The sequence below is a fragment of the Bacillus sp. SRB_331 genome, assembly GCF_003264175.1.
Lineage (GTDB): Bacteria > Bacillota > Bacilli > Bacillales > Bacillaceae_G > Bacillus_A > Bacillus_A mycoides.
Genome location: NZ_NADV01000030.1, coordinates 163286 through 188171, shown reverse-complemented (window position 1 = coordinate 188171; position 24886 = coordinate 163286). Strand labels below are relative to the sequence as shown.

Genomic DNA, 24886 nt, shown 5'->3' with positions numbered 1-24886 from the left:
GAAAGGAAATGATTATGACTGAACTTAAAGATCGACTACAAGTAGCTGATAAAGAAAAATGGGATTTAACGGATATTTATCATACAATTGAAGATTGGGAAAGCGATTTTCATAAAATTGAAGTATTAACGAATGAATTACACAAGTTTAATGGAAATATTCACGATGGCAATAGTTTATTAGCTTATTTAACAAAGAGTGAAGAAATATCTAGCATAATATCTTTAATGTTCGCTTATGCACGATTACAATCTGATCTTGATACACGCGATACTGACGCTCAATCCCTTGTCGATAAAGTATCACAATTACATGTGAAAGTAAGTGCGGCTAAATCTTTCTTTTCTCCATTCTTACTTAGCGTAGATGAAAACACATTACATTCTTACATAGAAAAAACCGAAGGCTTACACTATTATAAAGAAGACTTATTTGAGTTATACCGTTATAAAAAACACGTTTTGAATAAAGACCAAGAAGAGATTTTATCACAAATGGGTGAAGCACTCTCCTCCCCACAGCATACATTTGGCATGTTAAATAATGCAGATATAATTTTTGGTGAAGTGACTACTGATGATGGAGAAAAAGTAAACTTAACACGTGGAATGTATTCAAAGCTAATAGAAGATGAGAATCGTGAGAAACGTGAAGAAGCCTATAAAGCTTATTACAAGCCATATGTTCAGTTGAAAAACTCTATCGCTTCTACTTTGTCCGCAGCTATTAAAAACAATGTTACTGTCTCAAAGCTACGAAAATATCCATCAGCTTTAGAAAAATCATTATTTGGCGACATGGTTCCGAAAGAAGTATATGAAAATTTAATTGAGACAACGAAAAAAAACATTCAATCATTACATACGTATAATGAACTTAGAAAAGAAAAATTAAATGTAGATGAACTACGACAATACGACTTGAGTGTTGATTTAGTAAAAGGTGTAAAACAAGACATTCCATACGACGAAGCGTTTGATATAATGATCGCGTCACTAGCTCCTTTAGGTAAAGAATATATCGAAACATTAAAAAACTTTAAAGATAAACGCTATATAGACGTGAGAGAAACACCAGGAAAACGCTCTGGCGCTTATAACTTTGGTGTATACGGTGTTCATCCTTTCATTCTTTTAAATCATCATGATGATTTAAATAGCCTTTTCACCCTTACTCATGAATGCGGGCACGGTATGCATACGCATTACTCACACGGATACCAACCAAGAATTTCTGCACACTATTCCATTTTTGTTGCAGAAGTCGCTTCTACAGTAAATGAAGTGTTATTAATTCATTATTTATTAAAAGAAGCAAAAGAAACGAACGTACGTAATCATTTAATTAACTACTTTATCGATAGCTTTAAAGGTACTTTCTTTACACAAATCATGTTTGCAGAATTTGAAAAAATCACACATGAAATGGCCGAACAAGGTAAACCATTAAATGCCAAAGTCTTTAGTGAAATTTACGAAAACTTATTTAGAGAATATAATGGCGACTCTCTCGTATTTGACGAAGAAGTAAAATATGGCTGGTCTAGAATCCCTCATTTCTACCGTCCATTTTACGTATACAAATACGCAACTGGATTCGCTTCTGCCATTCAAATCGCCGATAAATTATTAAGCGGTGATCCAAACGCTCAGAAAAACTATATTGAATTCCTTAAAGGCGGAAGTTCTGACTATCCATTAAACCTACTGAAAAAAGCTGGCGTTGACTTAACTACACCAGAACCGATTGAAAGTGCATTAAATCGATTCACCCAACTTGTTGAAGAGTTTTCAGCATTATAGAAAAAAGCATGCAGATTATAGAATCTGCATGCTTTTTCATATAAAATATACATTTCATTTATTCACTTGTTGCTGCGTCACACAATGAATCATACCACCATACACATACAGTTCATTTACATAAACACCGACAATTCTTCTTCCTGGAAACTGCCCTTCAATGATTTGAAGTCCTAACTTATCATGTTCATCACCATATATAGGAACTAATACAACTTCATTTCCAATATAAAAGTTCAAATACGAGCCCTTACAGTCTGCTTCTTTTACCACTTTTCTTGTTACCGGTACTGGGATGAGCTGAAATGGATTTCCATCTATATTTCTCGCTTGTCTCAATTCTTGATAATGCTTTTCGTACGCCTCCAAAAGGTAGGATTCACTCTCACCAAAAGGATCATATTCATAAAGAATTGTATTTTCATTTACAAAACGCGCTGCCCCATCAATATGGTAATCCGTATCTTCATCATAATTATCCTCTCCGCGAATACCAGTTATCCATATAAAATTCGTTACTCCCAAATACTTCGTTAACTCTATTTCAATCTCTTCCTGATTTAGTGTAGGATTTCGATTTTCATTTATAATAGAAGTTTTTGCCGCCATTAAGGTGCCATTTCCATTTATCTCTATTCCTCCACCTTCTATACAGACACTAGATTTAACTTTTGGAATGCTATACATTCCACTTATTTTTTCCGGAATAACAGCATCATTTTCATACGGATATTTATCCCCCCAACCATTAAATACCCAGTGCGTTAAGCAGAGATTGCCTTCCTTATCTTTTACAAAGATCGGTCCATTATCTCTTATCCAAACATCATCCGTTTCTTCAATTAAAAAATCAATTTTATCCATATCTACATTCGCTTCAATTAACTTAGATTGGACATGTACTTTTTCTTCCTCATCAAATACAACAATATGCACATTCTCACCGTAATGAAGCTCCTTTGCCATCGTTACCCAAATATCATCTAGCTTAGATCTGTAACCTTCACCTCTATGAGCTTTATCATGAGGCCATTGGAGCCATGTCCCCTCATGTTTTCCCCACTCAGCTGGCATATAAAACAAACTATTTTCCATATTTCTCATACATGTTCACCCCTTCTTCGAATGTAAGTTCAGTCTAAACTTTGACATCGTGTTAAGGTCAACAGGAATATATTAACTACTTCATAAACCGATTCTTTATTTTCCCTTGTGATACACTACTTCTCCTTGTAAAACCGTCACTAAAACTTTCGCATTCGGAATCTTATCGACACTCATTTTAGTAATATCTTCATTTAGCAATACCATATCGGCTGATTTACCTACTTCAATCGATCCAGTAATTTTATCAAGACCTAATGCTTTGGCTGGCTTAATTGTATAAGCATCAATAGCTGCATATATATCAGATAAGCCTTTCTCTTCAATACTTAGCGCATTCGAAATTGTCACAAGTGGATTTAGTTCATTTACATCCCAATCACTACTAAGCGATACATTTGCTCCTGTTTTCCAAATGCGTCCTAACGGCATAATTCGTTTCATCTGTTGATTTGAAAAATACGCACTTGCCCAGCTTTGTTTAGGATCTTCTGCAAAATCATGGCCTACTTGGAAATCAGCACTAATACCTAACTTAGCAAAACGATTTATATCACTATCTTCTACCATTTCCACATGTGTAAGCGTATAAGGTTGATTCGCCCCTTCTTTTTTCGCTGCTTCAATTGCATTTAAACTTTCTCTTACTCCGCCATCTCCAATTGTGTGGATGAGTGCACCGTAACCAATTTTATTGAGTTCACTCAACCACCACTTCATTTTTTCTTCTGGAATATAGTTCAAACCGTACGGTGTTCCTTTAAACCACTCAAATTTATATTTTTCTAGTATTTTAGCTGTGCTGTTAATGCTAATTCCATCACTATACATCTTCACTTGATTAATAAGCATTCTAGATGATACATCATCACGCTTAATTTTTTTGAAATACTCCATTTGCTCTGCTTCATTTAAGTTCGGATATACCCACGGACGAAGTACTACTCGCGACGTTAACTTTTTCTCATCATTAACTTTATTCCAAACATCTAACCAGCCTCGTTTCCAATAAAGACGTCCATCGCCGACTGTAGTAATACCATTCTTCGCAACCTCATCTAAACCGTCTAACAAACCTTCATAATTTTTTTCAAAGAGATTGGGCTGGGAATTCCATGCTTTTTCCATCACGATATCCCCTGCTGTATCATACAGAAGCCCGAAAGGTTCTCCTGTTTCTGGATCCCGGATGATTCTTCCGCCTTGCGGATCTTTCGTCTCTTTATTTATTCCTGCTGATTCCAATGCCTTTGAGTTAACCCATACAGAATGAGAAGTTCTTTCCATAATTAATACAGGGTTATTAGGAAATAACTCATCAAGAACTTGTAATGGCGTTTGTTGTTCTGATTTTTCGTCCATATCTTTTAACAGCTCTTCCAAACTAAATCCTGTTCCGCTTATCCATTCGCCATCTTTCACATCTTTTTTACAAGCCTTTAAATACGAGCGTTGTTCTTGCAGCGCAGCATCCGGTGAAACACTACAATTCCCTGCTGCTGGTGATTTCGCCTCAAATATATGATTGTGATTGTCCACAAAACCAGGAAGAATAAAACGCCCTTGTAAATCCACCACTTTCGTATCTTCATTTATAAATCCTTCTACATCTTTGTTTGAACCAACAAATGTAATTTTCCCTTCTTTAACGGCTACAGCCTCTACAATGTCTTGCTTGTCATTTGAAGTATAGATTGTACCATTTTTAAACACTACATTTTTTGGCAACTGATTTGGTAGAACGAAGCTACCATTCTCACCTTCTCCTACTCCAGGAGTACACGCTGAAACCCATGTCATACTTAGAATCAGACAAATAATCATGATTGTTCTTTTCATATTCTTTCTCCTTTTTATTATGATGAATTACTTACATAAATAGAATAAGGATTGACATAATGTTAATGTCAATCCTTATTCTCATTCTATTTTCGTAACTAAAAAACAAATTTGTGTGACATACTCTTCGACTAAACAATCACATTCAGGTCCCTTTATGTAGACCTCATATGGTGAACCATCTATTACATAACCATTTCTTTCAATCCATTTTTCTAACGCAATATAAGCGTAGCCTATATAGTCATAACTTCCATAATGCATAGTAGTAACGATTTGATGTGGATTTAATTTTTTTATTTCATATTCTTGTACTACATCTTTATTGTTCCCATGCATGACCGGAATCCTTAATTCAACATCACTTTCATTTGGAATATACTCTTCATCATAAAAGACCGTAGAGGGCGAACCAACCATTTGTAAGTTATGCTTTTGTACTTTTTCATATAAGTCATAAAAATAATCATCCATATCATCTATATTTATTTGCAGTCTTTGAGCAATTACTGTTATTTCATTTCTCATTCCAATAAATATATCGTAATTTCTATGACAAGCAGTATTTAAAGCATGATTCATATTTACCATTTCATTCATTTCTGAAATGACCTGTAAATTTTGTTTCACCTCATGAGACAACTCTATAATTTGTGATTGCATATGTTTAATAAATGAATCTTGATCTGATGATTGAAGAATTATTTTAATTTTCGGTAAAGGGAACTTGTACTCCCTTAGCTTTTTAATTTTCAACGCTATTTCAAGCTGTCCTTGCTCATAATATCTATATCCATTTACCGGATTCACATATGCTGGTTTCAATATTTCCTCTTTATCATAATGCCTTAACATTCGTGTACTCATTTTACAAATTCTTGAAAATTCAGTAATTGTATACATATAAATACCCCTTGAATACATTTTCTTATATATAAGCTTATTTATTAAAACCAATCAAATATTTTTCTGATTGAAGAACCTTCATTCTGATCGTTCAGCCTTTTCATTTTTGAAGGTAACAAATGACTAGGACAATACCACGTTAAACAATTCATCGCGCCTCCCATTGTCGATATTTCTCCTACATGACTTTGAATAACTTGTTTCTCAGTATGCTGTTGAATATATCGTAAAACTTCCTCATCTTTAGCTAATCCAAACTTAGGAACGTAAAGCGTATCACATGTTTCTAACATATTTATATATAAACCTTTTGCTGACGCTATCTCTTCATCATATTGACCCTTCTCTGTATATGACGAAGGAACAACTATAAATTCAGCCTCTGGCATTTGCTCTTGAATAATCTCTTGAACCTTATATCTAAATTCATGATCCCCTAAAAAATCACTAATAAACATTGTATGTTCATCAATAAATTTAACCATCCCGTCTGCGTGTGCAAGTACATCTCCCTCTTCAGCAGGAATAATAATAACCCGACTCACATCTAAATCCCATTCCAGTTGCTCTATAATTTCTTCTTCCGTCCAATCATAATTATCATCAAATATGCGTTCCGTTAATATAACGGTATCTTTTTTATTCCAAATAAGATTTCCACCGTCTAATATCAATGGAGATGTCACATATTCAAAGTCGTTTTTTTTCAACCATTTATTAAATTGTTGATCTAAATATCGTCCTTGATCTTTCGGTAAGTAATTTGGTTGATATTTGAATTTAACTAGATGATTTGTTACAACTGGTGCAACATCTCTTAGCCAAATATCATCATACTCAAAAAAGTTTGTATGAAAGTCTTGCTCTTCAACAGATAAAGATATAAGTTGATCGGTAAATGCTTTATTTTCATTTAAGTATTCATTAAAATAAATAATGTCTTCATAAAATGGTCGATAATATTCATTCGATTCATCTGGTATTGCAGTAAAAATAATGCCACTATGTTTTTGTTCCATATTACTTACCTCGCTTTTTAATAATGATTGAATAACTGTTTTCAATAAGCTAACTATTCCCCAATTCATTTCTCTTTTCATTACAATTTTTGAAACGTGCACATTTCATGAATGGATTATAGCACGGAGAAATATTATATATTTATATAAAAAATATAAAGCCGTCGTTAAGCCATAAACTGACTCTTGACAAGATTTTTAAATTTTAATCGCCGTACACAATGACGGATTAGATGATTTTTTTATCAAGATTCAAATCCATTACTTCTAACAGGGCGTTTTGATTATATAAATTCACTAAATGTGTTTCTACCCCTATGCAAATCCCTTCTAGCGGAAGATCGTTTGGATCCTGACCAAATGGATCCTCAATTTCAACCCCTATTGCTTCAATCCCTATAAATGCAAAACTTATGAACGTAGTTGCAAGTACTGTAAACCATCCAAGACTATCAACAAGACCAATCGATAAAGTCCCGCAAAATATGAGCAGTAAAATTTTAATATGAGCAAAATATGCAAAAGGAATAGGCGTTGTTTTGATCCGATCACATCCACCCACAGCCGTAAGCAGAGTATTCAAATCAGCTTCCATATTAATTATTGTATTTGGGTGAATTTGACCCGTTTTCAAACCTTTTGATAGTATAGTTTTTAACATAAAAACTATACTAATCGGTAAATGAATAGACTCAGCCAACATTTCTTTTTCCTTCTCAGAACAAATATCAAACAATGCTTTTATTTCGGATAAATCTTTTTCGTCTCTCAAATGTCCTTTCGCTATCTTTGGAAAAGCAATTAACAAATGTAAAAATTTTAATTTTTCCTGATCCGTCTTTTTCCCTTCAGACTCCCAATAACATAAAAAACTAACTGCCAAATTTCTAGTACAAGCACCAACCGTTCCAAATAACTTTCTACCTTCCCAATACCTATCATAGGCAGTGTTAGTACGAAAAACTAACAGTAGACCTAAAGCTCCTCCAACAATTACCCAAGGAGTTTGATTAATTTTTATTTCTACATAATAATAATTAATCACAGTTACTATCGTTGAAATACATATATATAATAAAATTTGCGGGAAAATATCTCTTATAACTGTTCCCTTTAATGTAAATATTTGATGTAAACTATTTTGATTATTGTAATGAACCATATTTACAAAAACCTCTTTCCTTATTAACCTTTTATTCTTTTAAATTATGAAAGTATACAATTAAATAGTAGAATCATAAACCCTATTATTATAAAACTGGTTAAGATTATTTCTTTCAATACTGTTACTCCTTTTTACCAAAAGATAAAACATCTTTTTTGATTTAAACAACAAACGTTCACTCTTCTAAATCACGACGCATTATTTTAGAATTTGCAATGAATAAAGCACTAATTAATACAAGAATCGCGCAAGCATATATCAATGAATCCATTGGACTATCATGGTCTATAATAATTAGACGAACAATAGCCGTAATACCTATATATATAAAATAACGTAATGGAAAATGAAAGTTCATTTGAAAATACTTTATATTCATTACGATGAATTCAAAATATAAAAAGAATACGACAATGCTATCAATTAAATGATAACTAGATTCCTCACTATTTAATTTAAGTTCTTGTATAAATTGAATGACTTCTTTCATAAGAAACACACTTAAAACAATTCCCAAACAGATCAAAGCTACATTTATAATGTACTGTAGAACGATAGGGAAAAACGAAAATACTCTTTTTAAATTCTTTAACACAAACATTTTTCTCCTTTTCCATGTAAAACAATAATGAAAATATACTTTTATTTAATTATCGTTACATTAAAATTATACATTCCTATCTTGTTACAGATGTTAAAACAAGACAAAATAAGTAAAGATAGCATTTCACCTATTTTGTCTATAAAGCAACATAACGAAACTATAATCGATTACTTCAATTGAATCGGTTGTTGCTGTGTCACACAATGGATCATTCCGCCATTTTTATAAAGCTCTCTCACATCAATTCCCACTACTTTACGATCCGGGTATAATTTCTGAATCGTATCGTTTGCGATTTTGTCATTTGGATCATTATAGTTAGGCACCAAGATAACTGTATTCCCAACATAATAATTGATATATGACCCCTTATAATCTAGAGTTTTTCCACCTTCTAAAGTAACTTTATCTTTACTAAGCGGTAAGTATTCGTACTTATATTTCTGTCCTGAAGCATTTTTTGCATCTAACAATTTATCCATATCTTTGTTTGACAAGCCCCATTCAGCCAAGTCATCTTCTGCCATCGTTACGATTGTAGATTTATCATGGAATTTAGCAAATCCATCAATATGAAAATCAGTAATATCTAAATTAGGCACTCCATCTAACCAAATAAAGTTTGTCACCCCAAGGTCACTTATATATTTTTCAATTTCCGCTTCTGATAAATCAGGATTTCTATTTTTATTCGTTACTGCGCTTCGAGTTAATAAAGCAGTCCCATTGCTGTCTAATTCAATTGCGCCACCTTCAAGGACAAATTTCCCCCAATCAATTCTTTCAATCCCTAATTGTTTACTAACATTCTCACGTATACGGGCATCATTTTTATATGGAGTTTTCTTTCCCCAACCATTAAATGCTGGATCTAATATTTTCAAATTTTTATTATTGTCATAAACAAAAATCGGTCCACTATCTCTTGCCCACACATCATCAGTAGGAGCGATAAAGAAATCAACTTTATCCATATTCAGCCCTTTATCTATTAAAAGCTTATTGATTCGCTCTTTCTCTTCCTCATCATATGCAACAATGTGGACTTTTTCACCCTCAGTTAAAGCACTTGCCATCTTAATCCAAATAGGTTCAACTTCTTGTTTATACTCTTGACCATATGTGTATTCATGAGGCCATTGTAGCCATGTACCTTCATGTTTATCTTTTTCATCCGGCATCGTATATTTTCCAGCGTTTTTCTGTACCTCTACTTTTTTATCCTCTTTCTCTTTCCCTTTGGCATTTTCATTATTCCCTTCAAAAGAACATCCACTAATAATCGTTGTAGATAATGTAGCTATTAAACAAAACTTTACTATTTTTTTCATTTTTCAACCTCCTGTTCATGTCTACAATACTGTAAGGCTTAACATAGTGTGAAGCTCAAGCTTTTTCATCAATGTAAAAATTACCAATTATTCTTCCGCATGATAATCACATAATTTCAATACAAATAGATGACATTCACAAAATACACTTCCTATATTTAACATCCATATCATTTAACTTCCTTCATAAATTTATTCTAATACTAATCCCCTCTCATACATGCTTGTTCACTAAATAAAAAAATCGGTATTGATAATTTTATATCAATACCGATTTTCAAATAATTATTTTCCTTCTATTAAATCATTCGCTAATTTCCTAAACTCTTGATTAAATGTATCATTCATACCATTTTGTACGTTAGAGAATAATATTACAAACGTTCTTTTATCCCAGTTAAAATTATTAAAAGTGTTCCAGCCAGCTAATACACCGTGGTTATGATAATAATCTGGGTAAATATAGAAGCTAAATCCATATTTTCTCGCAGGTGATACTGTAAACATATCTGATAAGCTTTGTTTAGAAATCAGCTTTCCATCCATAATAGCCTCATCTAATCTTTTCATATCTTCAACGGTCGTATACATTTCACCACAACCATACAGCCAGTTCATTTTTAAGCGGGGTGTAGCTATTAACTCATTATCTTTTTTCGTGTAACCTTCTGCTAAGAAAATATCTTCAGGGAGAGTTGCACCCATACCAGATTCATTCATTTCAACAGGAGTAAAAATGTTTTCTTTCACATATTCAGCAAGCGGTTTATTCGATATCTTTTCTACAATATACGCAAGTACCATATAATTATAATCTGTATATTTCCATCCTGTCCCTGCAGGAAATTGCAACTTTTGCGCTCCAATCCACGTTACTAACTTTAAACGTGATGCCGCATCAACACTACCTTGTCCCTGATCTGGTAACCCGGACGTATGTGTTAACAAATTTCGTAACGTAATGTTTTTATCTGCTGGAAACGATGGAATATACTTATTTACATTGTCTTCAATATTCAATTTCCCTTTTTCTCTTAGCTGTAATATAGATATTGCAACTACTGTTTTCGTTATGGAACCGATGCGATATTTTGTTCTTGGCGTTGTTAAAACTTTATCTTTTATATTCGCATACCCGTAGCCTTTTCGTAAAACCACATTATTTTTATCCGTTACGAGAACCGTTCCGTTAAATCCTTTATCTTTTAAATATTGATCGAGTTTCGTTGCTGCAATATCATAACGTTTTTGCTGATTCGCATCAAATTTCGGTTGAACATTTCCAACTTTATCCTCAAAATTTGAAAATGCCTTCAAACTGTATTTCTTTTCTTTATTTGCATGTATGAGTGCAGCGACACTCCCACAAAAAATAGCAAAAACAAAGAAAGCGATTAACCATTTCTTAAACATATGGGAACCCTCTTTTATCTAGTTTCACTTTATACTTTTCCATTCTATTCTATATCTTTTAGTTTTTAAATATCTTATAATCTATCTACTCTATTATTCCTCATAGTAAACTAGATTCCTTTTTCTAACGTTCAAATTTTAACTACTCTCTATTGTAGTTCTTTTTTACAAAATTTCCACCTTACAATCGGATACATCCAACCTTAATTTAAATTTTTTATGTAACATTCGTTACACATTAACAAGAATGGAGGCGTTAATTTGAAAAAGACCGATAAGCGCAATCGTTTAGATGATATGATGTTTCATTATCGAGTAACAAAAAACAATATAGTTTTAATTGAATATTACGGAAAACAGATTATGATTTTAAAAGGAAATGATGCTGAAAAATTTTTAAACAAAATAAATCGGACAAGTAACGAAAAAGAAAAACAGCTTATTATGGCTAAAATTACAGGTAATTTCAAAAGAGGAAATGAGCGTTAATGAAAACGAATCTCATTTCTAAATTGATTATACAGCATATAAAAAAAGAAATGTCACTCTCACGACATTTCTTTAGATTTTCTTCATAAAAGATTTACATTTTTAATATTCGTTTACTGTTACATAAATTCACCGCTGAAACGCTTAGTAATGCAGCTATCCCCATCCATGCATATGTGTAGCCTTTTCCATCTACTATATAACCAAACAAAGCAGGTGCAAAGATAATAGCAATTTGATTAAGTGTAAGCGCAAAACTCACTGTTAGACCTACCAATTCCTCACTTGCAGACTCAGCAACTTCAACCATAAAAAGACTAAACCAACCGATCGCAAAGAACCCTAGCAGTCCGCTCATCACAAACAATGCCTCAAGTGTCATTGTGTTTATACTCATTACAACAACTAAAATTAAGCAAAAAGATATACATACAGTTATTAATAAAGGTGTACGACGATCACCTTTGTAATATGTATCACTTATTGTAGCTAATATAATTCGGCCTATCATTCCTGCAACTAGCATAACTGAAAATACTTTCCCTGCTACAATAGGTGTTATCGATTTTTCAATGACTAAAAATTTTATAAAATGTCCGACTAATATCATTTGTAAAGAAATCATGCAAATACCTGTAATAAAAATTGGATACAGCTCTTTTTTACATATTACCTTTTTTAACTGCATCCAAAAAGAAATACTTACATTTTCTTGGCTCGTGTGTTCTCGTACGTACGATTCCTTATAAAATATGAAAAACAATAACCCGCCTATTATACATATAGTTGCAATTACATTTATCGTATAAGCTAAACTAAATTTAATTGTAAGCAAAGGGATTATTACTCCTGCTAACGCCCCGCCAATAGGTATACCAGCTTGCCGTATTCCCATAGCTAATCCGCGCATTTCTTTCGGAAACCATTTCAAGATTACTTTACTTCCCCCTGGCTGGGATACGCTATAAAAAGTTCCTATTAAAAGAAGGACAAATAATAGCCCCATAAATCCCCTTGCCATATGAGCAAGTAAAAGCGCCCCGCCAAGTAATACAGCACTCGCTCCAATTAATATTCTTTCGTTATATCGATCAAGTAACCTTCCAGCAAAAAGCATACAAAACAGCGGACCAATATTTACAGCACTTATTAACAACCCAACCTGCATATTCGAAAGTACATATTTCTGTTTCCAAAATATAGCGAGTACCCCTACTCCATATGTTATAAGTGTTGCACTTGCCTGTGCTACCGTTGCCAAAGTTAACATGATCCATTTATTAGAACTACTGTACTTTTCAATTTTTTCTTCACTTATCAACGTTATCTCCCCATATCCCTTTCATTGTATGAACGTTCTGATATCATGTAAAATAAGTCTTAATAATAGAATCCATCAAAAAAATTGATACCTTTTTTCGGGGTGATAATAAATGGACATAAAAGATTTAACGGTTTTTTACGAAGTTGCGAAAGTAGGAAATATATCTCATGCTGCTAAAAACTTAAACTATGTACAATCAGGTGTAACGATGCGTATAAAACAACTAGAAATTGAGTTAGGTGTGCCTTTATTTTATCGAAATGGAAAAGGCGTTACTTTAACTTCTAACGGAGAAATTTTATTAACATATGCAAAACAAATCATCCATCTAATCGATCAATCCATTCAAGCTGTCCAAAGTAACGGAACCGAGCCAAAAGGCACGTTAAAAATCGGGTGTACAGAATCGACAACAGCCGTTCGTCTCCCGCCTATATTAACGACCTATTATGAAAAGTATCCAGAAGTTGAATTGATTCTAGAAACAAATACGACAGACCAATTAACTCAGCTCGTTTTAGAGCGAAAACTAGACGGGGCTCTTATCGCTGGAAATATTCAGCATACTGAACTTCATACACTTTCATTTCGAGAAGAAGAACTCGTTCTCATTAGCAAGACTCCTCTATCTTCCTTTAAAACAATAGAAGAACTGAATTTACTCGCTTTTAGTCAAGGTTGTTATTACAGAAAACTATTAGAAAACTGGCTTCAAGAAGAAGGGATTTCACCTAAAAGAATACTAGAGTTCGGAACAATTGAAGCAATACTTGCATGTGTAAAATCAGGTATGGGTACGGCTATTATGCTGAAATCTATTATTCCAGATTACGAACATGGTTTATCTTTAAATACATTACCAAATCACTTTAGAAAGGTTCCTACTACTTTTATTATTCGAAAAGATATTTTCCACTCAGCTGCCTTGCAAAAATTTATGGAGATGATCAACAATGCGTGAAAAAAAAATACGCGGAATGAAACGAAAAACAAAAACTCTTATAAAAAGAATTGAAGACTCTACTAAAGCATTTCCGTCTACTTTCTATAACGATGAATACTGGCATATGCCTTTACCAGGCTCTCAAGCTTTTATCGATTCTAGTACAACACCTAGGAAAGTAAAGCGATTGTGCATTCAAACCCTGTTAAATCAAGCGAATCAATTAATGACAATGAAACCGAACGATACAAATACATATCGAGTCGTTGTTATGATCAAAATAGCAAGCTTATGGAACTCACAAATCATCATATTTAAAAACGATGACTACTTTCAAAATTTTTTCAATAGAGATAACGAATTTCAAAAATGGATACCTCTTTCCAATGAGTCCGACTTCAGGCATGAATGGAAAATATCAATTTCTAACAGCATCCAAACATTGCATTTCCAAGAGATAATCAAGGATGAAGATGAATTTTATGATGAAGTAGAACTTTTGTTTATAGGAGAGTTATCATAAAAGGGGAACTGTCAAATGAAAACCTTCCCTTTTTCCACTAAATAACATCGCTATATAATGAATTTAACGTTTCACTATATAGGAGGTTTTCATATGGTAATCCCAAAATACCCTGAAGTCCCATATCTTACGAAAAAACAAATTGAAAAAATAACCGAAATCACTTTCCTAAAAGAATCAACACCACAACAGTGTGATGCGATTTTCGTTTTCGGTGGTTCCCATCCTGGTAATTGGCAAGCTCCTCTACATGCTTATCAACAAGGTTTAGGTGCACAAATTATCGTCACAGGTGGTACTAGTTTACATGGAATGAAACATCCAAACTGGAATTATGGAGAGTTATCAGAATCAGAAGTAATTGTTAACAAGTTAATTGAACACGGTGTACCGGAAGATGCTATCATTTTCGAGAAAAACTCTCTCCATTCTATCGCAAATGTAATTGAAGCTAAGAAGATCTTTGATTTTACAACAATTAATAGTTTACTATTTGTATGTAAAAGTTTAGGAGCAGGCCGGCAATATAGAGTATTAAAAAAACATTTACCAAAACATATAACCTATATTATTCCTTACACATTTGATACAAACTTTGATGGTGAATATGTTATTAATAGATATAATTGGATGGAAAATGAAAAAAGTCGTTCTATGATTTTTGGCGAGTACTTAAGAAATGTTTGTTACGGCCGAAAAGGTGGAATTGAGCCTCCTGAGAAAGAAGTTGAAGGGTTAGAAAAATACGTATCATATTACCAACATCTTGCATAATATTTTTTCAACATAAAAAATATCGGGAAGCCAATATAAAGGCTTCCCGAACATTCTAATGATACATAAATAACACTAAAATTACTTTTCCTTTTTCATTCCCCCACATTTCAACAAAGAATAGATATTCATCTGGGAAATCTTCTAAAGATACTGGTTCTTCAGCAAGACAAATATTATAGTGATATTTTATATCCCATTCTGCTCTCACATCATCTATTGATTCACGCTCTAAATTACTTTTTCGATCGTCAAAATAATTGGATATAAACACTTCTTCTATTCCACCGTTATAAATCATTTGTTTCAGTTCTGCCAACGTAGGATTATTAGGATATATTTTATTTGAGACTACGATGTCATTGTTGTATAACCGCTTACTCTCATTGTCTATAAAATAACCTTTTCTTCTCATATTTCTCAGTCCTTTATGTGCAGTTTATTATATAGATACAATATTGCGAGCGGTATATTATCATAGAGTCCTACCTATTGTACACATATTAAGCTAAAACAGCTGGCGGTCATAATTGTGTGCCTTTCCCCATACGCGCTAATACCCAATCATCGTAATACCACATTTCCGTTTGACGGCGACTCATCATATAATCCCAACATACTTCACGCTCAAATTCGATGATTTGTCCGTCACCATCAATTGTGACCCAGTTAAAACTTCCGTTATTATGCATCATCTTTACCCATAAAACAGGAAAATCCACAGTTTGTCCCTCGGCAACATAATGCCTCATTTGTTTTTCTATACTAAGCAAAGTTAAGCCATTCGCATATTGTTCATTACCTCTTTAAGTACTACATCTGGATTTACTACCGCTTTTTCCGTACCCCATCCTATAAACCCATCAGGTCTAATCAATACAGCACCTCCATGCCCTATCCCATATAATTCACTAAAAACATTTTCTTGAGCAACAAAGTCTCCACTTAAACCAACCCGAAGTACTTTTATATTTACTCCTAATTCAGATGAAACGTCACGTGCAGCTTCAGTCCAAGCACTAGGCTCAGCTCCAGTAAGTAGCACAAAGTTGCTACCAAATAGATCAAGTATAGAAACTTCTTTTCCTTCATAAGTTCCCCAAAAATGTGGCGCACGCGTTCCTGGGCGTCCATTCAAATCAACTATATCCATTCTATGCGGAGTGTTACATTCGTCTATAATTGCTTCTGAGCAATACTGATAACCAGCAGTAACAGCTAAACTATCCATATTACTCAAATTACCTACCTCTCTGCCCGCAGCACGAAATAACATACTACTCGCATGGTCCGTCGTTAATTTCGCAACAGGATATCTCTCGTCATGATACGTTTCTAACAATTTTGGATTTGCTTTACCTTTTATAACCGCAGCCAATTTCCAAGCTAAATTATGTGCATCTTGTATTCCTGTATTGGAACCGAATCCTCCTGTTGGCGGCATAATATGTGCCGAGTCGCCAACTAAAAAGATGCGATTGTCCTGAAATTTTACCGCTGTACTTTCACTCGCTTCCCACGGCAAAACACTTAATATTTCTGGCTTAATATCCATACTTCCAATTGCAGTTTGAATAATTTGTTTACAGCGTTCTAGAGTGAAATCCTCTGGTCTCTCTCCTTGTATTGGATCATAAGCCACATGGTATATCCATTTCCTTACGTTATCGACCGGAATAAGTGCACCAAGAACTTCTGGATGTCGTATCATAGTAAAACCAAATGCGTCTCCTTTTATAAATCCACTCAAATCCGCTTCAAAATATATGTTCATATAATAACCACCGATCGTACCACGGCCCTCGGTTAAAATCCCTAACTCTTCACGTATTTTACTTTTCGCTCCATCTGCTGCAATTACATAATCACAATAAATAGTACTCTCTTCTTTCGTGTCACGATTTTGAATCATTGCTATTACTCCGTTTTCATTTTGCTCATAAGAAACTAGTTCATGATAAAAAGATAGATTTCCGCCTAACTTTTGCGCGTATTGTAGCATCATCTCTTCTAAAGTAATTTGATAACAAGCAGTTTGTTTTGATGGGCTAATCTCTTCCACTTTACGAACTAACTTTTCGTTATTTTCATACTGCGCCGCCCTTATTTGTTCCAACTCTTCATGCTTTACCTCAGCTATTGTTTGAACCGCAATTCTCCCATGACAATTCTCTAATGCTTTACCAGCTAATCTAATTCCTTTTTCTAGACCTAATTCTCGAAATAATTCCATCGTACGAAAAGTAATCCCGCCTGCTTTCGGATGAATCGCAGTAGATGGATGCCTTTCTATAAGCACATAATCAATGTTATGTTTTGCAAGAAATAATGCAGACGATAATCCTGATAATCCCCCTCCAACAATTAAAACTGGTACATGTTTCGATTTCATACATTTTCCCTCCACATATATTCTTCTGAGCTCAGTGACATAAATATAATCAAAAAAACAACAAAAATATAGACTTATATTTCATTTTGAATTATCATATAGATAGATTACGCCCCAAATTACTTTTATCCTTTAATACATCTACAATTCACCTAAATTGTGTGTGTATTAAAGGATAAAATAGAAGATCCTACTTTACGTTGAACTCTTTTCTGACGAAGGCATCAAAAATAATAAAAACATTATAAGCGGTCGTAACCCTATAGATTATAGAGGGTTATGACCGCTTATTTTTTTGAAATACCTTCTCCTTTATAACCTTTATCATCTATAGAAAACGCATTGTTAGATCTTTTTCTATTTCTTAAACTTCATCCATTGTCGTATTTAAATCTTCCAATTTCTTTTCTATTCCCCATAATAAATGCTCCACGATTTTCAATACGTAAAAATTGATTCGTCTCGATTTTCTTTCTCAATATTGCATCGAATACAACAATCATGTTGCATTACCGTATCGATACAATGGTTCATCATCTTAAACCTTTCGACTAATTATTGGAGGTACAGTGATTGAAATGAATAAACAAGAACAATTAAATGTCATTAAAGAAGATTTTATTGATTGTCAAAAAGTATTAGTAGCAATTGGTGATGAAACACGTCAAGCTATTTTGTTAGTTCTAATGAAAACGGAACGTCAAACAGGATTACGTGTAGGAGAAATCACTAAACAAACACACCTTTCTCGACCAGCAGTATCACATCACCTTAAAATTTTAAGAGAAGCTGGCATTATTTTAATGCGAAAAGAAGGTACAAAGAATTTTTATTATATTGATATACGTACAAAATTAAGTTTATTAAAAAACCTTGTATTAGATATTGAGAAGTTATTGCAAGACTTTTATTGAAAAAAGATACGGTATTTGGAGGTATAAGAAATGAAAGCAATGATAATTGATAAGTATGGGAAAGTCCCAATGCGTATGACAGAGGTACCTACTCCTGAAATAAATGAGTATGAGGTGCTCGCGGAAATTCATGCAGCTAGTATTAACCCAATTGATTTTAAAATACGCGATGGAAAAGTAAAGATGTTACTTAAATATGAAATGCCCCTTATTCTTGGTAATGACTTTTCTGGTGTCATTGTAAAAACTGGAGCAAAGGTGACTCAATTTAAAGTTGGTGATGAAATATATGCACGTCCAAGAAAAGATAAGATCGGTACTTTTGCGGAATATATAGCCATTCATGAAGATGATATAGCCTTAAAACCGAAAAATTTAACTTTTGAGGAAGCGGCGTCGATTCCACTCGTTGGCTTAACATCATATCAAGCATTACATGACATCATGCAATTACAAAAAGGACAAAAGATTTTGATTCACGCTGGATCCGGCGGTGTTGGTACTTTCGCAATTCAGTTAGCAAAAATAATGGGTGCCACTGTTGCAACGACTGCTAGTGAAGCTGGTGAAAATTTAGTAAAGTCTCTTGGCGCAGATGAAATTATTAATTACAAAAAAGAAAAGTTTGAAGATATACTGAAAAATTATGATGCGGTATTTGATGCACTTGGCGGTACAGCACTTGAAAAATCATTCGATATTATAAAAAGCGAAGGGAACATTGTTTCCGTTTCAGGAATGCCGAATGCTCGCTTCGGTAAAGAATTTGGTTCAGGATTTTTCAAAACACTCTTATTTTCATTAGCAAGCAAAAAACTTACTGCACTTGAAAAAAAGCATAATGCTCAATATTCGTTTTTGTTTATGAAACCAAGCGGAGATCAATTACGTATAATTGCAAAGTATATTGAATCTGGACAAATCAAACCTATAATCGATCGCATTTTCCCTTTTGAAGATACTCAAAAAGCAATGGAATATTCAGAGTCTGGAAGAGCAAAAGGAAAGATAATTGTAAAAATCAAATAATAATAAAACTCCATTTTTTTAAAATGGAGTTTTATTATTTGCTGTTAAATAGACATAGTGCAATGAAGTCCTTACAATAGATTTCAAGGGGAAATATCATATTATACTTTTAGCTAATTTTACAAAGAATACATACGTACAAATACATAATAAAAAAATAAACAAGGAGGAGATAAAATGACTAAAAATAATGAAGCAGGTTGGAATTTAGATAATAGTTATACGACTTTACCACAATCATTTTATACAGAAATCCCCCCAACTCCTGTACACTCACCGGAGTTAATTAAACTAAATAATTCTTTAGCAATATCTCTTGGCTTTAATCCTGAGGAACTAAAAAAGGACGCTGAAATCGCCATTTTAGCTGGTAATACTATTCCAGAAGGAGCTCATCCACTAGCTCAAGCGTATGCTGGGCACCAATTTGGTCATTTCAACATGTTAGGAGATGGTCGTGCCCTTTTAATTGGAGAACAAATTACTCCTTCAAGCGAACGCTTTGATATTCAATTGAAAGGTTCTGGCCCTACTCCATATTCACGCCGCGGTGATGGCCGTGCTGCGCTCGGCCCGATGCTACGTGAGTATATTCTTAGTGAAGCGATGTACGCACTTGATATTCCGACTACTCGCAGTTTAGCAGTAGTCTCAACTGGCGAACCAATATATCGCGAAACGAAGTTACCTGGAGCTATTTTAACTAGAGTTGCAAGCAGTCATATACGCGTTGGAACATTCCAATATGCTGCAGCTCGCGGATCAATCGAGGATCTCATAGCTTTAGCTGATTATACGATAAAGAGACATTATCCAGAGGTTGAATCTACTGAAAATCCATATGTCGCACTACTACAAGAAGTCATTAAGAGACAAGCAAGCCTTATCGCAAAATGGCAACTCGTCGGCTTCATTCACGGCGTAATGAACACTGACAATATAACGATTAGCGGTGAAACGATTGATTACGGTCCCTGTGCCTTTATGGATAATTATGACCAAGGAACAGTATTTAGCTCTATTGATGTAAAGGGCCGCTACGCATATGGAAATCAGCCGTATATGGCTGCATGGGACCTTGCACGATTAGCTGAATCTTTAATGCCGATTCTACACGAAGATGAAGAAGCAGCGCTAAAAATTGCCCAAGATGAAATTTCAAAATTTAGCGTGCAGTACGAAAACAATTGGTTCCTCGGAATGAAGAAGAAATTAGGACTATTTAGCAACGAAGAGCAAGATCAATCACTTATTGAGAAACTTTTAAAAGCAATGGAAAAATATAAAGCAGATTACACAAATACATTCCGTTCATTAACTGACACTACATTAGAAAATGCACCTTTATTTGAAAGTCCCGAATTTAAAGAATGGTACGAGCTATGGCAATCTCGGTTAGAAAGACAAAAAAAATCGAAAGATGATGCATACAAATTAATGAAAAATAACAACCCAGTAATCATCCCCAGGAACCACCGAGTAGAAGAAGCACTAGAAGCAGCTGTTAAAGATGGAGACTATAGCGTGATGGAGAAACTTCTTCAAGCTTTAGCAAATCCTTATGAATATTCTCAAGAACAAGCGGACTACTGCACGCCTCCAGCGCCGTCGAATCGCCCTTATAGGACTTTTTGCGGGACGTGATTGTTTAAGGTGTGTTCATACAAATTGTGTGAACGCACCTTTTTATACATTTCCCTTTCAAAAAAGCGGACTTAAGCACCCTTTAGCTATCCTTACTATATTCCACTCCCTCCTTAAACTAAATATCAAAACTATCTTTATTCCAATTTGTTTAATAATAAATCCACTAAACAAATATTGAGAAATATAAAACCCCATTTCTAAATATTATTATTTTTGATAATATATTTTATAAGAATATTCAAAAAGTGAGGGGATTTCATGAACGTTCAACTACAAGGTAATGAACAAATTACAAAACTATTTAATGATTGGTATTTAGCTATGCTAAAGCAAGATGTTTCAAAGGCGACGAATTTAAAGCATGAAATTGAGGAAAAGGAACTACATTTTAAAGAAGACGAAAATTTAGCATTATACTATTCCTTACTAGATTTTCGCTATAAAATTTTAACAGCTAGTTTAAGTATTACAAAAGATAGTTTTGATAAGATAGATTCTTATACCATCTCATCTAATCATCCACTTTCTTATTACTATAATTTGTTTAAAGCGATTTATGCTACTTTAACAACAAATTATAACTTAGCGAGTAAACATTATGAAAAGGCAGAGAAACTATTAGTCAATATTTCAGATAAATTAGAGGAAGCAGAATTCAATTATCGATTCGCTATCTTTAATCAACATTTTTATAAACCTATTGAAGCAATTCAGCAAGCAACAAAAGCCAGAGAAATTTTCATTACTGAAAAAGGATTTGAAATAAAATTAGCCCTTTGTGACAACATAATTGGTTCTTCATGTGTCTTTTTAAAACAATATGAACAAGCAGAGGAAAAATTCAATTCTGCTCTTTCTATTTTACAAAAATCCAACGAAAATGCTTTAGTTTTAAGTGTTCGCAATAATCTAGGTTGGCTCTATGCAAGTCAAAACCTTTCTCCTCTAGCAATTCGACATTTATCAGAAGTTACAACAAAAATACCTACACATTTTAAAGCGACCTTTTTACAAGCTAGAGAACATTCTAAACTTGGCGAAATAAATATTGCTGAAGAACTTATTAAAAAAGGATTAAAAGTTTGTACGGAACTAAATAATGAAGAATATATACTTCATTTTAAAAATTTAAATTCATTTAACGATAATGAGTCAACTGAAGATCTAGAAAAAATTATTCTTGAAGGAATTACTTATTTCGACAAAGAATCTTTATATAACTACACTCAAGAGTATTCAGAGAAACTAGCTGTTAAATTTTATGATGAAAATAATCATATAAAGGCGAGTGAATATTTTCATAAAGCGTTACAAGCAAAAGAAAAAACATTTGAGAAAGGAGCTCTAAAATGATTAAAAAAATTAGTTCTCTCGTTTTAGGATTATCTGTTATTGGTATTGTGTCTATTGGAATAAATAGTTCATTTACATATCAAGCAAGTCATGCCGATCTTCCTGCACCACAAAGACCTGATTTTGTTCAATCAGTTGACGTTAGTAAAGACTACAATCCAACAACTGCTGAAAAAACATTTTAATACCAAAAAAATGAACGACCTTCGATTAAGAAGGTCGTTTTAAATGCGCTTATTTTGTTGATGTGTCGAGTACTTTTTAATAAACAAATGGTAGCGCAAGAGATACTAAACCACCTATTATTACAACACTTAATAAAGTACTACAATTCCGAATTGATATCCCATTCCTCTAATACGCTATGCCTCCGACGGGATTCGAACCCGCACTCCTTTCGTAAGCATAGGCTAAGGGGAACACACTTCCCTACGGAGTTTCACCTGTCTCAGCTTATTTGTTTTTCGGTGCTTCTGAAACCTTCGCCTTGCGACCCGGTTCTACACTGTTTTCCGGCGCTCTTCCCTTCTAGAGCTACGGAGGCAGTTTTTTCAAGTAAAATATATTTCTACAAAAATAGAACCATCCCTTTATTTCACATGAATTCTCTCTCTCACTCTATTTCCTTCATCAATTCTGCAATCCCCCTGCTCCCTTCACTCCCAACTTTCTCAAGTTCTTCTACAACTAATTTCCGTCTCTCCACAGAATGATTTTGACTTAACTTCGCTTTTCCTTCTATTTTATTTATCTTTATTCTGAACCCAACTATTCCCCTACTTAATCCTTCCATATAATTCGGATCTACATCATTCAGTGAGTAGGTGCTCTTTGGATTTTCATATTTATGTACTAAATCTTGAAGAGAATCTATTAATTCCTGTTCATCTTCAACAATTTCTAACTCTCCATATACATGCACCGCAACATAGTTCCATGTTGGTACTGCTTTATTTGTTTCATACCATGACGGAGAGATGTAACTATGTGGTCCTTGAAAAACAGCTAACACTTGTTGATTTCCACTATCTGCCCACTGCTCATTTGGACGTGCAAAATGACCATATAAAGTAAGTGTTTCCCTATTTAACAATAACGGCAAATGCGTTGCGTATGGATCTCCGTTATGTTGAGAAAATAAAGTTGCAAATCCATTTTGTTCAATAATTTCGTATTTCTTCTCTTCATCTTGTATAGCGAAATATTTTGGTATGTACATAAACTCCCTCTTTTCTTATCTTCTTATTTCCCATTATATTTACGAGATTTATTATTTGGCAGGGGCAGATTGTAATAGTTTTATAAGGTCAGTTCATATAGTAAAACCTCTTCTTCAAAAATAATAGGTTGCATTATATGATTTCTGCCACCTTAGTCTATCTTCTTATTGACACAAACTCCTCTATTTAACTATCCTTCATAGCTTTTTCTAATACATATTCAATAAATTCCGTTTTACCTAAGCTATAATTCAAGCGATTTTCCGCCGTTTCTGCTAATTCTTTCTTTAGCTTTCCATATTCAATAACAACGTTTGGATTTCCACGAAGATACTCACGAAACGCTACATGTCTTCTTAACTCTTCACTATTCTTATCGCATACATATAAATGATGTTCCATCCAAATTGTATTCTTCCCGTCCCTCGGAACATATTGACCCTTTCTCCCAAAAGCCTCTCTCCCCTTAAAACTCCACTCTTCTTGATGAAAATAACCTACCTGTTCAAGTCTCTTTATTACTTTTGGAAAAACATCATAATCTTCTATTACAACATCGACATCTAATATCGGTTTGGAAGCAAGGCCTTTAACAGATGTACTCCCAACGTGCTCTATAGAAAAAATGAGTTCTCCCATTACGTTATTAATCAACGTCTGTAATTTACAAAATTCACATTCCCATTGTGTATTATATTTCTCAACAGTAATAAATTGTTTCAATTGACCACCCTTCTCAAATCACTTTTATAACCTCTGAATATGCGTATCCTTAAAATCAGTTTCATACTTCAATCCATACCCAAGCATTCGATCCATTCCAATATGTGCTGTCCATATTAAACCAATCATTAAAATCGTATCCATCTTTAAATAGACCCCTATTAAAACAAGTAATATTGATATGATATATGTGTGAAATAGATTATAAATTTGTGCACCAACACGTTTGTTAATAGCGTACGCCACCATTGCTAAATCAGGTGCAAAAAGTAATACGATAAATAATAACCAACTAAATCCACATAATGCATATATATAAATCGCAGCTAATAAGACGACCAATCCTTCAAAGTGTATAATTCGTTTCTCCAA

General features: G+C 33.6%; 25 protein-coding genes and 1 pseudogene. 10 read left to right on the top strand and 16 right to left on the bottom strand.

Features of this window, described 5'->3' with window-relative positions; all coding sequences use genetic code 11:
* Nucleotides 1-14: 14 nt before the first annotated feature.
* Nucleotides 15-1802 (top strand): oligoendopeptidase F, encoded by a 1788-nt coding sequence (gene pepF, locus B5P42_RS21275; RefSeq protein ID WP_113735138.1) that lies wholly within the window; start codon nucleotides 15-17, stop codon nucleotides 1800-1802.
* Nucleotides 1803-1856: 54 nt separating this feature from the next.
* Here the strand turns inward: pepF and B5P42_RS21270 are convergent, their stop codons facing one another.
* From B5P42_RS21270 to B5P42_RS21235, 8 genes are all read right to left on the bottom strand, one after another.
* Complete coding sequence (locus B5P42_RS21270; RefSeq protein WP_113735137.1) at nucleotides 1857-2906, bottom strand: agmatine deiminase family protein; 1050 nt, start codon at nucleotides 2904-2906, stop codon at nucleotides 1857-1859.
* A gap of 96 nt (nucleotides 2907-3002) precedes the next feature.
* Complete coding sequence (locus tag B5P42_RS21265; RefSeq protein WP_113735136.1) at nucleotides 3003-4745, bottom strand: amidohydrolase; 1743 nt, start codon at nucleotides 4743-4745, stop codon at nucleotides 3003-3005.
* Between the two features lie 81 nt (nucleotides 4746-4826).
* A complete protein-coding gene (locus B5P42_RS21260) occupies nucleotides 4827-5648 on the bottom strand; it encodes a MerR family transcriptional regulator (RefSeq protein WP_044440008.1) in 822 nt (273 codons plus the stop codon).
* A gap of 44 nt (nucleotides 5649-5692) precedes the next feature.
* Nucleotides 5693-6670 carry an agmatine deiminase family protein gene (locus B5P42_RS21255; protein WP_002128426.1) on the bottom strand — a complete coding sequence of 326 codons (978 nt, stop codon included), beginning with the start codon at nucleotides 6668-6670 and terminating at the stop codon, nucleotides 5693-5695.
* A 229-nt stretch (nucleotides 6671-6899) separates the two neighbouring features.
* Entirely contained in the window at nucleotides 6900-7832 is a 933-nt protein-coding gene (locus B5P42_RS21250; RefSeq protein ID WP_113735135.1) for a bestrophin family protein, read from the bottom strand.
* A 178-nt stretch (nucleotides 7833-8010) separates the two neighbouring features.
* Nucleotides 8011-8430, bottom strand: coding sequence for a phosphate-starvation-inducible protein PsiE (gene psiE / locus B5P42_RS21245; protein ID WP_113735134.1), 420 nt, complete (start codon nucleotides 8428-8430; stop codon nucleotides 8011-8013).
* A gap of 176 nt (nucleotides 8431-8606) precedes the next feature.
* Entirely contained in the window at nucleotides 8607-9770 is a 1164-nt protein-coding gene (locus B5P42_RS21240) for an agmatine deiminase family protein (RefSeq protein WP_002142629.1), read from the bottom strand.
* A 285-nt stretch (nucleotides 9771-10055) separates the two neighbouring features.
* Nucleotides 10056-11183 (bottom strand): serine hydrolase domain-containing protein, encoded by a 1128-nt coding sequence (locus tag B5P42_RS21235; protein WP_113735133.1) that lies wholly within the window; start codon nucleotides 11181-11183, stop codon nucleotides 10056-10058.
* A gap of 261 nt (nucleotides 11184-11444) precedes the next feature.
* Here B5P42_RS21235 and B5P42_RS21230 point away from each other — a divergent pair, with 261 nt between their 5' ends.
* Nucleotides 11445-11672, top strand: coding sequence for a hypothetical protein (locus B5P42_RS21230; protein WP_060749146.1), 228 nt, complete (start codon nucleotides 11445-11447; stop codon nucleotides 11670-11672).
* Nucleotides 11673-11766: 94 nt separating this feature from the next.
* Here the strand turns inward: B5P42_RS21230 and B5P42_RS21225 are convergent, their stop codons facing one another.
* Nucleotides 11767-12993, bottom strand: a complete 1227-nt coding sequence (locus B5P42_RS21225; protein WP_113735132.1) for an MFS transporter — start codon at nucleotides 12991-12993, stop codon at nucleotides 11767-11769.
* A 112-nt stretch (nucleotides 12994-13105) separates the two neighbouring features.
* Between B5P42_RS21225 and B5P42_RS21220 the strand changes: the two genes are divergently transcribed.
* From B5P42_RS21220 to B5P42_RS21210, 3 genes are all read left to right on the top strand, one after another.
* Nucleotides 13106-13957 (top strand): LysR family transcriptional regulator, encoded by an 852-nt coding sequence (locus B5P42_RS21220; RefSeq protein ID WP_113735131.1) that lies wholly within the window; start codon nucleotides 13106-13108, stop codon nucleotides 13955-13957.
* Nucleotides 13950-14462, top strand: coding sequence for a DUF3916 domain-containing protein (locus B5P42_RS21215; protein ID WP_113735130.1), 513 nt, complete (start codon nucleotides 13950-13952; stop codon nucleotides 14460-14462). The genes B5P42_RS21220 and B5P42_RS21215 overlap by 8 nt, the downstream gene beginning before the upstream one ends.
* Nucleotides 14463-14555: 93 nt before the next feature.
* Complete coding sequence (locus tag B5P42_RS21210; protein WP_113735129.1) at nucleotides 14556-15236, top strand: YdcF family protein; 681 nt, start codon at nucleotides 14556-14558, stop codon at nucleotides 15234-15236.
* Between the two features lie 55 nt (nucleotides 15237-15291).
* Here the strand turns inward: B5P42_RS21210 and B5P42_RS21205 are convergent, their stop codons facing one another.
* The 4 genes and pseudogenes from B5P42_RS21205 to B5P42_RS32855 form a co-directional block, all read right to left on the bottom strand.
* A complete protein-coding gene (locus B5P42_RS21205) occupies nucleotides 15292-15651 on the bottom strand; it encodes a hypothetical protein (protein ID WP_113735128.1) in 360 nt (119 codons plus the stop codon).
* A 109-nt stretch (nucleotides 15652-15760) separates the two neighbouring features.
* A pseudogene (locus B5P42_RS21200) lies at nucleotides 15761-16036 on the bottom strand (hypothetical protein); the annotation flags it as partial.
* Nucleotides 16012-17628: an FAD-dependent oxidoreductase gene (locus B5P42_RS21195; protein ID WP_113735127.1), complete on the bottom strand. Its 1617-nt coding sequence runs from the start codon at nucleotides 17626-17628 to the stop codon at nucleotides 16012-16014. The gene B5P42_RS21195 and the pseudogene B5P42_RS21200, both read right to left, overlap by 25 nt.
* Before the next feature lie 371 nt (nucleotides 17629-17999).
* Nucleotides 18000-18131 (bottom strand): hypothetical protein, encoded by a 132-nt coding sequence (locus B5P42_RS32855; protein WP_258397518.1) that lies wholly within the window; start codon nucleotides 18129-18131, stop codon nucleotides 18000-18002.
* Between the two features lie 66 nt (nucleotides 18132-18197).
* Here B5P42_RS32855 and B5P42_RS21190 point away from each other — a divergent pair, with 66 nt between their 5' ends.
* The 5 genes from B5P42_RS21190 to B5P42_RS21170 all read left to right on the top strand — a co-directional run bounded on the left by B5P42_RS21190 (nucleotide 18198) and on the right by B5P42_RS21170 (nucleotide 22756).
* Nucleotides 18198-18542 carry an ArsR/SmtB family transcription factor gene (locus B5P42_RS21190; RefSeq protein ID WP_113735126.1) on the top strand — a complete coding sequence of 115 codons (345 nt, stop codon included), beginning with the start codon at nucleotides 18198-18200 and terminating at the stop codon, nucleotides 18540-18542.
* A gap of 30 nt (nucleotides 18543-18572) precedes the next feature.
* Nucleotides 18573-19571: an NADP-dependent oxidoreductase gene (locus tag B5P42_RS21185; protein WP_113735125.1), complete on the top strand. Its 999-nt coding sequence runs from the start codon at nucleotides 18573-18575 to the stop codon at nucleotides 19569-19571.
* Between the two features lie 177 nt (nucleotides 19572-19748).
* Nucleotides 19749-21215, top strand: coding sequence for a protein adenylyltransferase SelO (locus tag B5P42_RS21180; RefSeq protein ID WP_113735124.1), 1467 nt, complete (start codon nucleotides 19749-19751; stop codon nucleotides 21213-21215).
* Between the two features lie 261 nt (nucleotides 21216-21476).
* Nucleotides 21477-22571 carry a response regulator aspartate phosphatase gene (locus B5P42_RS21175; RefSeq protein WP_113735123.1) on the top strand — a complete coding sequence of 365 codons (1095 nt, stop codon included), beginning with the start codon at nucleotides 21477-21479 and terminating at the stop codon, nucleotides 22569-22571.
* Nucleotides 22568-22756 (top strand): Phr family secreted Rap phosphatase inhibitor, encoded by a 189-nt coding sequence (locus tag B5P42_RS21170; RefSeq protein ID WP_016091949.1) that lies wholly within the window; start codon nucleotides 22568-22570, stop codon nucleotides 22754-22756. The genes B5P42_RS21175 and B5P42_RS21170 overlap by 4 nt, the downstream gene beginning before the upstream one ends.
* 428 nt (nucleotides 22757-23184) lie before the next feature.
* On the opposite strand, the gene B5P42_RS21165 is transcribed toward B5P42_RS21170, so the two are convergent.
* From B5P42_RS21165 to B5P42_RS21155, 3 genes are all read right to left on the bottom strand, one after another.
* On the bottom strand, nucleotides 23185-23790 hold the full coding sequence (locus tag B5P42_RS21165) for an FMN-binding negative transcriptional regulator (RefSeq protein ID WP_113735122.1): 606 nt from the start codon (nucleotides 23788-23790) through the stop codon (nucleotides 23185-23187).
* A 187-nt stretch (nucleotides 23791-23977) separates the two neighbouring features.
* On the bottom strand, nucleotides 23978-24514 hold the full coding sequence (locus B5P42_RS21160) for a GrpB family protein (RefSeq protein WP_113735121.1): 537 nt from the start codon (nucleotides 24512-24514) through the stop codon (nucleotides 23978-23980).
* A gap of 24 nt (nucleotides 24515-24538) precedes the next feature.
* On the bottom strand, nucleotides 24539-24886 hold the full coding sequence (locus B5P42_RS21155; RefSeq protein WP_002111060.1) for a DUF4260 domain-containing protein: 348 nt from the start codon (nucleotides 24884-24886) through the stop codon (nucleotides 24539-24541).

Coding starts and splice junctions, on each gene's coding strand:
- B5P42_RS21250 (WP_113735135.1), bottom strand. CDS start 7,832: ATGGTTCATTACAATAATCAAAATAGTTTACATCAAATATTTACATTA.
- B5P42_RS21265 (WP_113735136.1), bottom strand. CDS start 4,745: ATGAAAAGAACAATCATGATTATTTGTCTGATTCTAAGTATGACATGG.
- B5P42_RS21170 (WP_016091949.1), top strand. CDS start 22,568: ATGATTAAAAAAATTAGTTCTCTCGTTTTAGGATTATCTGTTATTGGT.
- B5P42_RS21255 (WP_002128426.1), bottom strand. CDS start 6,670: ATGGAACAAAAACATAGTGGCATTATTTTTACTGCAATACCAGATGAA.
- B5P42_RS21260 (WP_044440008.1), bottom strand. CDS start 5,648: ATGTATACAATTACTGAATTTTCAAGAATTTGTAAAATGAGTACACGA.
- B5P42_RS21240 (WP_002142629.1), bottom strand. CDS start 9,770: ATGAAAAAAATAGTAAAGTTTTGTTTAATAGCTACATTATCTACAACG.
- B5P42_RS21195 (WP_113735127.1), bottom strand. CDS start 17,628: ATGAAATCGAAACATGTACCAGTTTTAATTGTTGGAGGGGGATTATCA.
- B5P42_RS21270 (WP_113735137.1), bottom strand. CDS start 2,906: ATGAGAAATATGGAAAATAGTTTGTTTTATATGCCAGCTGAGTGGGGA.
- B5P42_RS21210 (WP_113735129.1), top strand. CDS start 14,556: ATGGTAATCCCAAAATACCCTGAAGTCCCATATCTTACGAAAAAACAA.
- B5P42_RS21165 (WP_113735122.1), bottom strand. CDS start 23,790: ATGTACATACCAAAATATTTCGCTATACAAGATGAAGAGAAGAAATAC.
- B5P42_RS21235 (WP_113735133.1), bottom strand. CDS start 11,183: ATGTTTAAGAAATGGTTAATCGCTTTCTTTGTTTTTGCTATTTTTTGT.
- B5P42_RS21175 (WP_113735123.1), top strand. CDS start 21,477: ATGAACGTTCAACTACAAGGTAATGAACAAATTACAAAACTATTTAAT.
- B5P42_RS21220 (WP_113735131.1), top strand. CDS start 13,106: ATGGACATAAAAGATTTAACGGTTTTTTACGAAGTTGCGAAAGTAGGA.
- B5P42_RS21205 (WP_113735128.1), bottom strand. CDS start 15,651: ATGAGAAGAAAAGGTTATTTTATAGACAATGAGAGTAAGCGGTTATAC.
- B5P42_RS21185 (WP_113735125.1), top strand. CDS start 18,573: ATGAAAGCAATGATAATTGATAAGTATGGGAAAGTCCCAATGCGTATG.
- pepF (WP_113735138.1), top strand. CDS start 15: ATGACTGAACTTAAAGATCGACTACAAGTAGCTGATAAAGAAAAATGG.
- B5P42_RS21215 (WP_113735130.1), top strand. CDS start 13,950: ATGCGTGAAAAAAAAATACGCGGAATGAAACGAAAAACAAAAACTCTT.
- B5P42_RS32855 (WP_258397518.1), bottom strand. CDS start 18,131: ATGATTGTTGTATTCGATGCAATATTGAGAAAGAAAATCGAGACGAAT.
- B5P42_RS21180 (WP_113735124.1), top strand. CDS start 19,749: ATGACTAAAAATAATGAAGCAGGTTGGAATTTAGATAATAGTTATACG.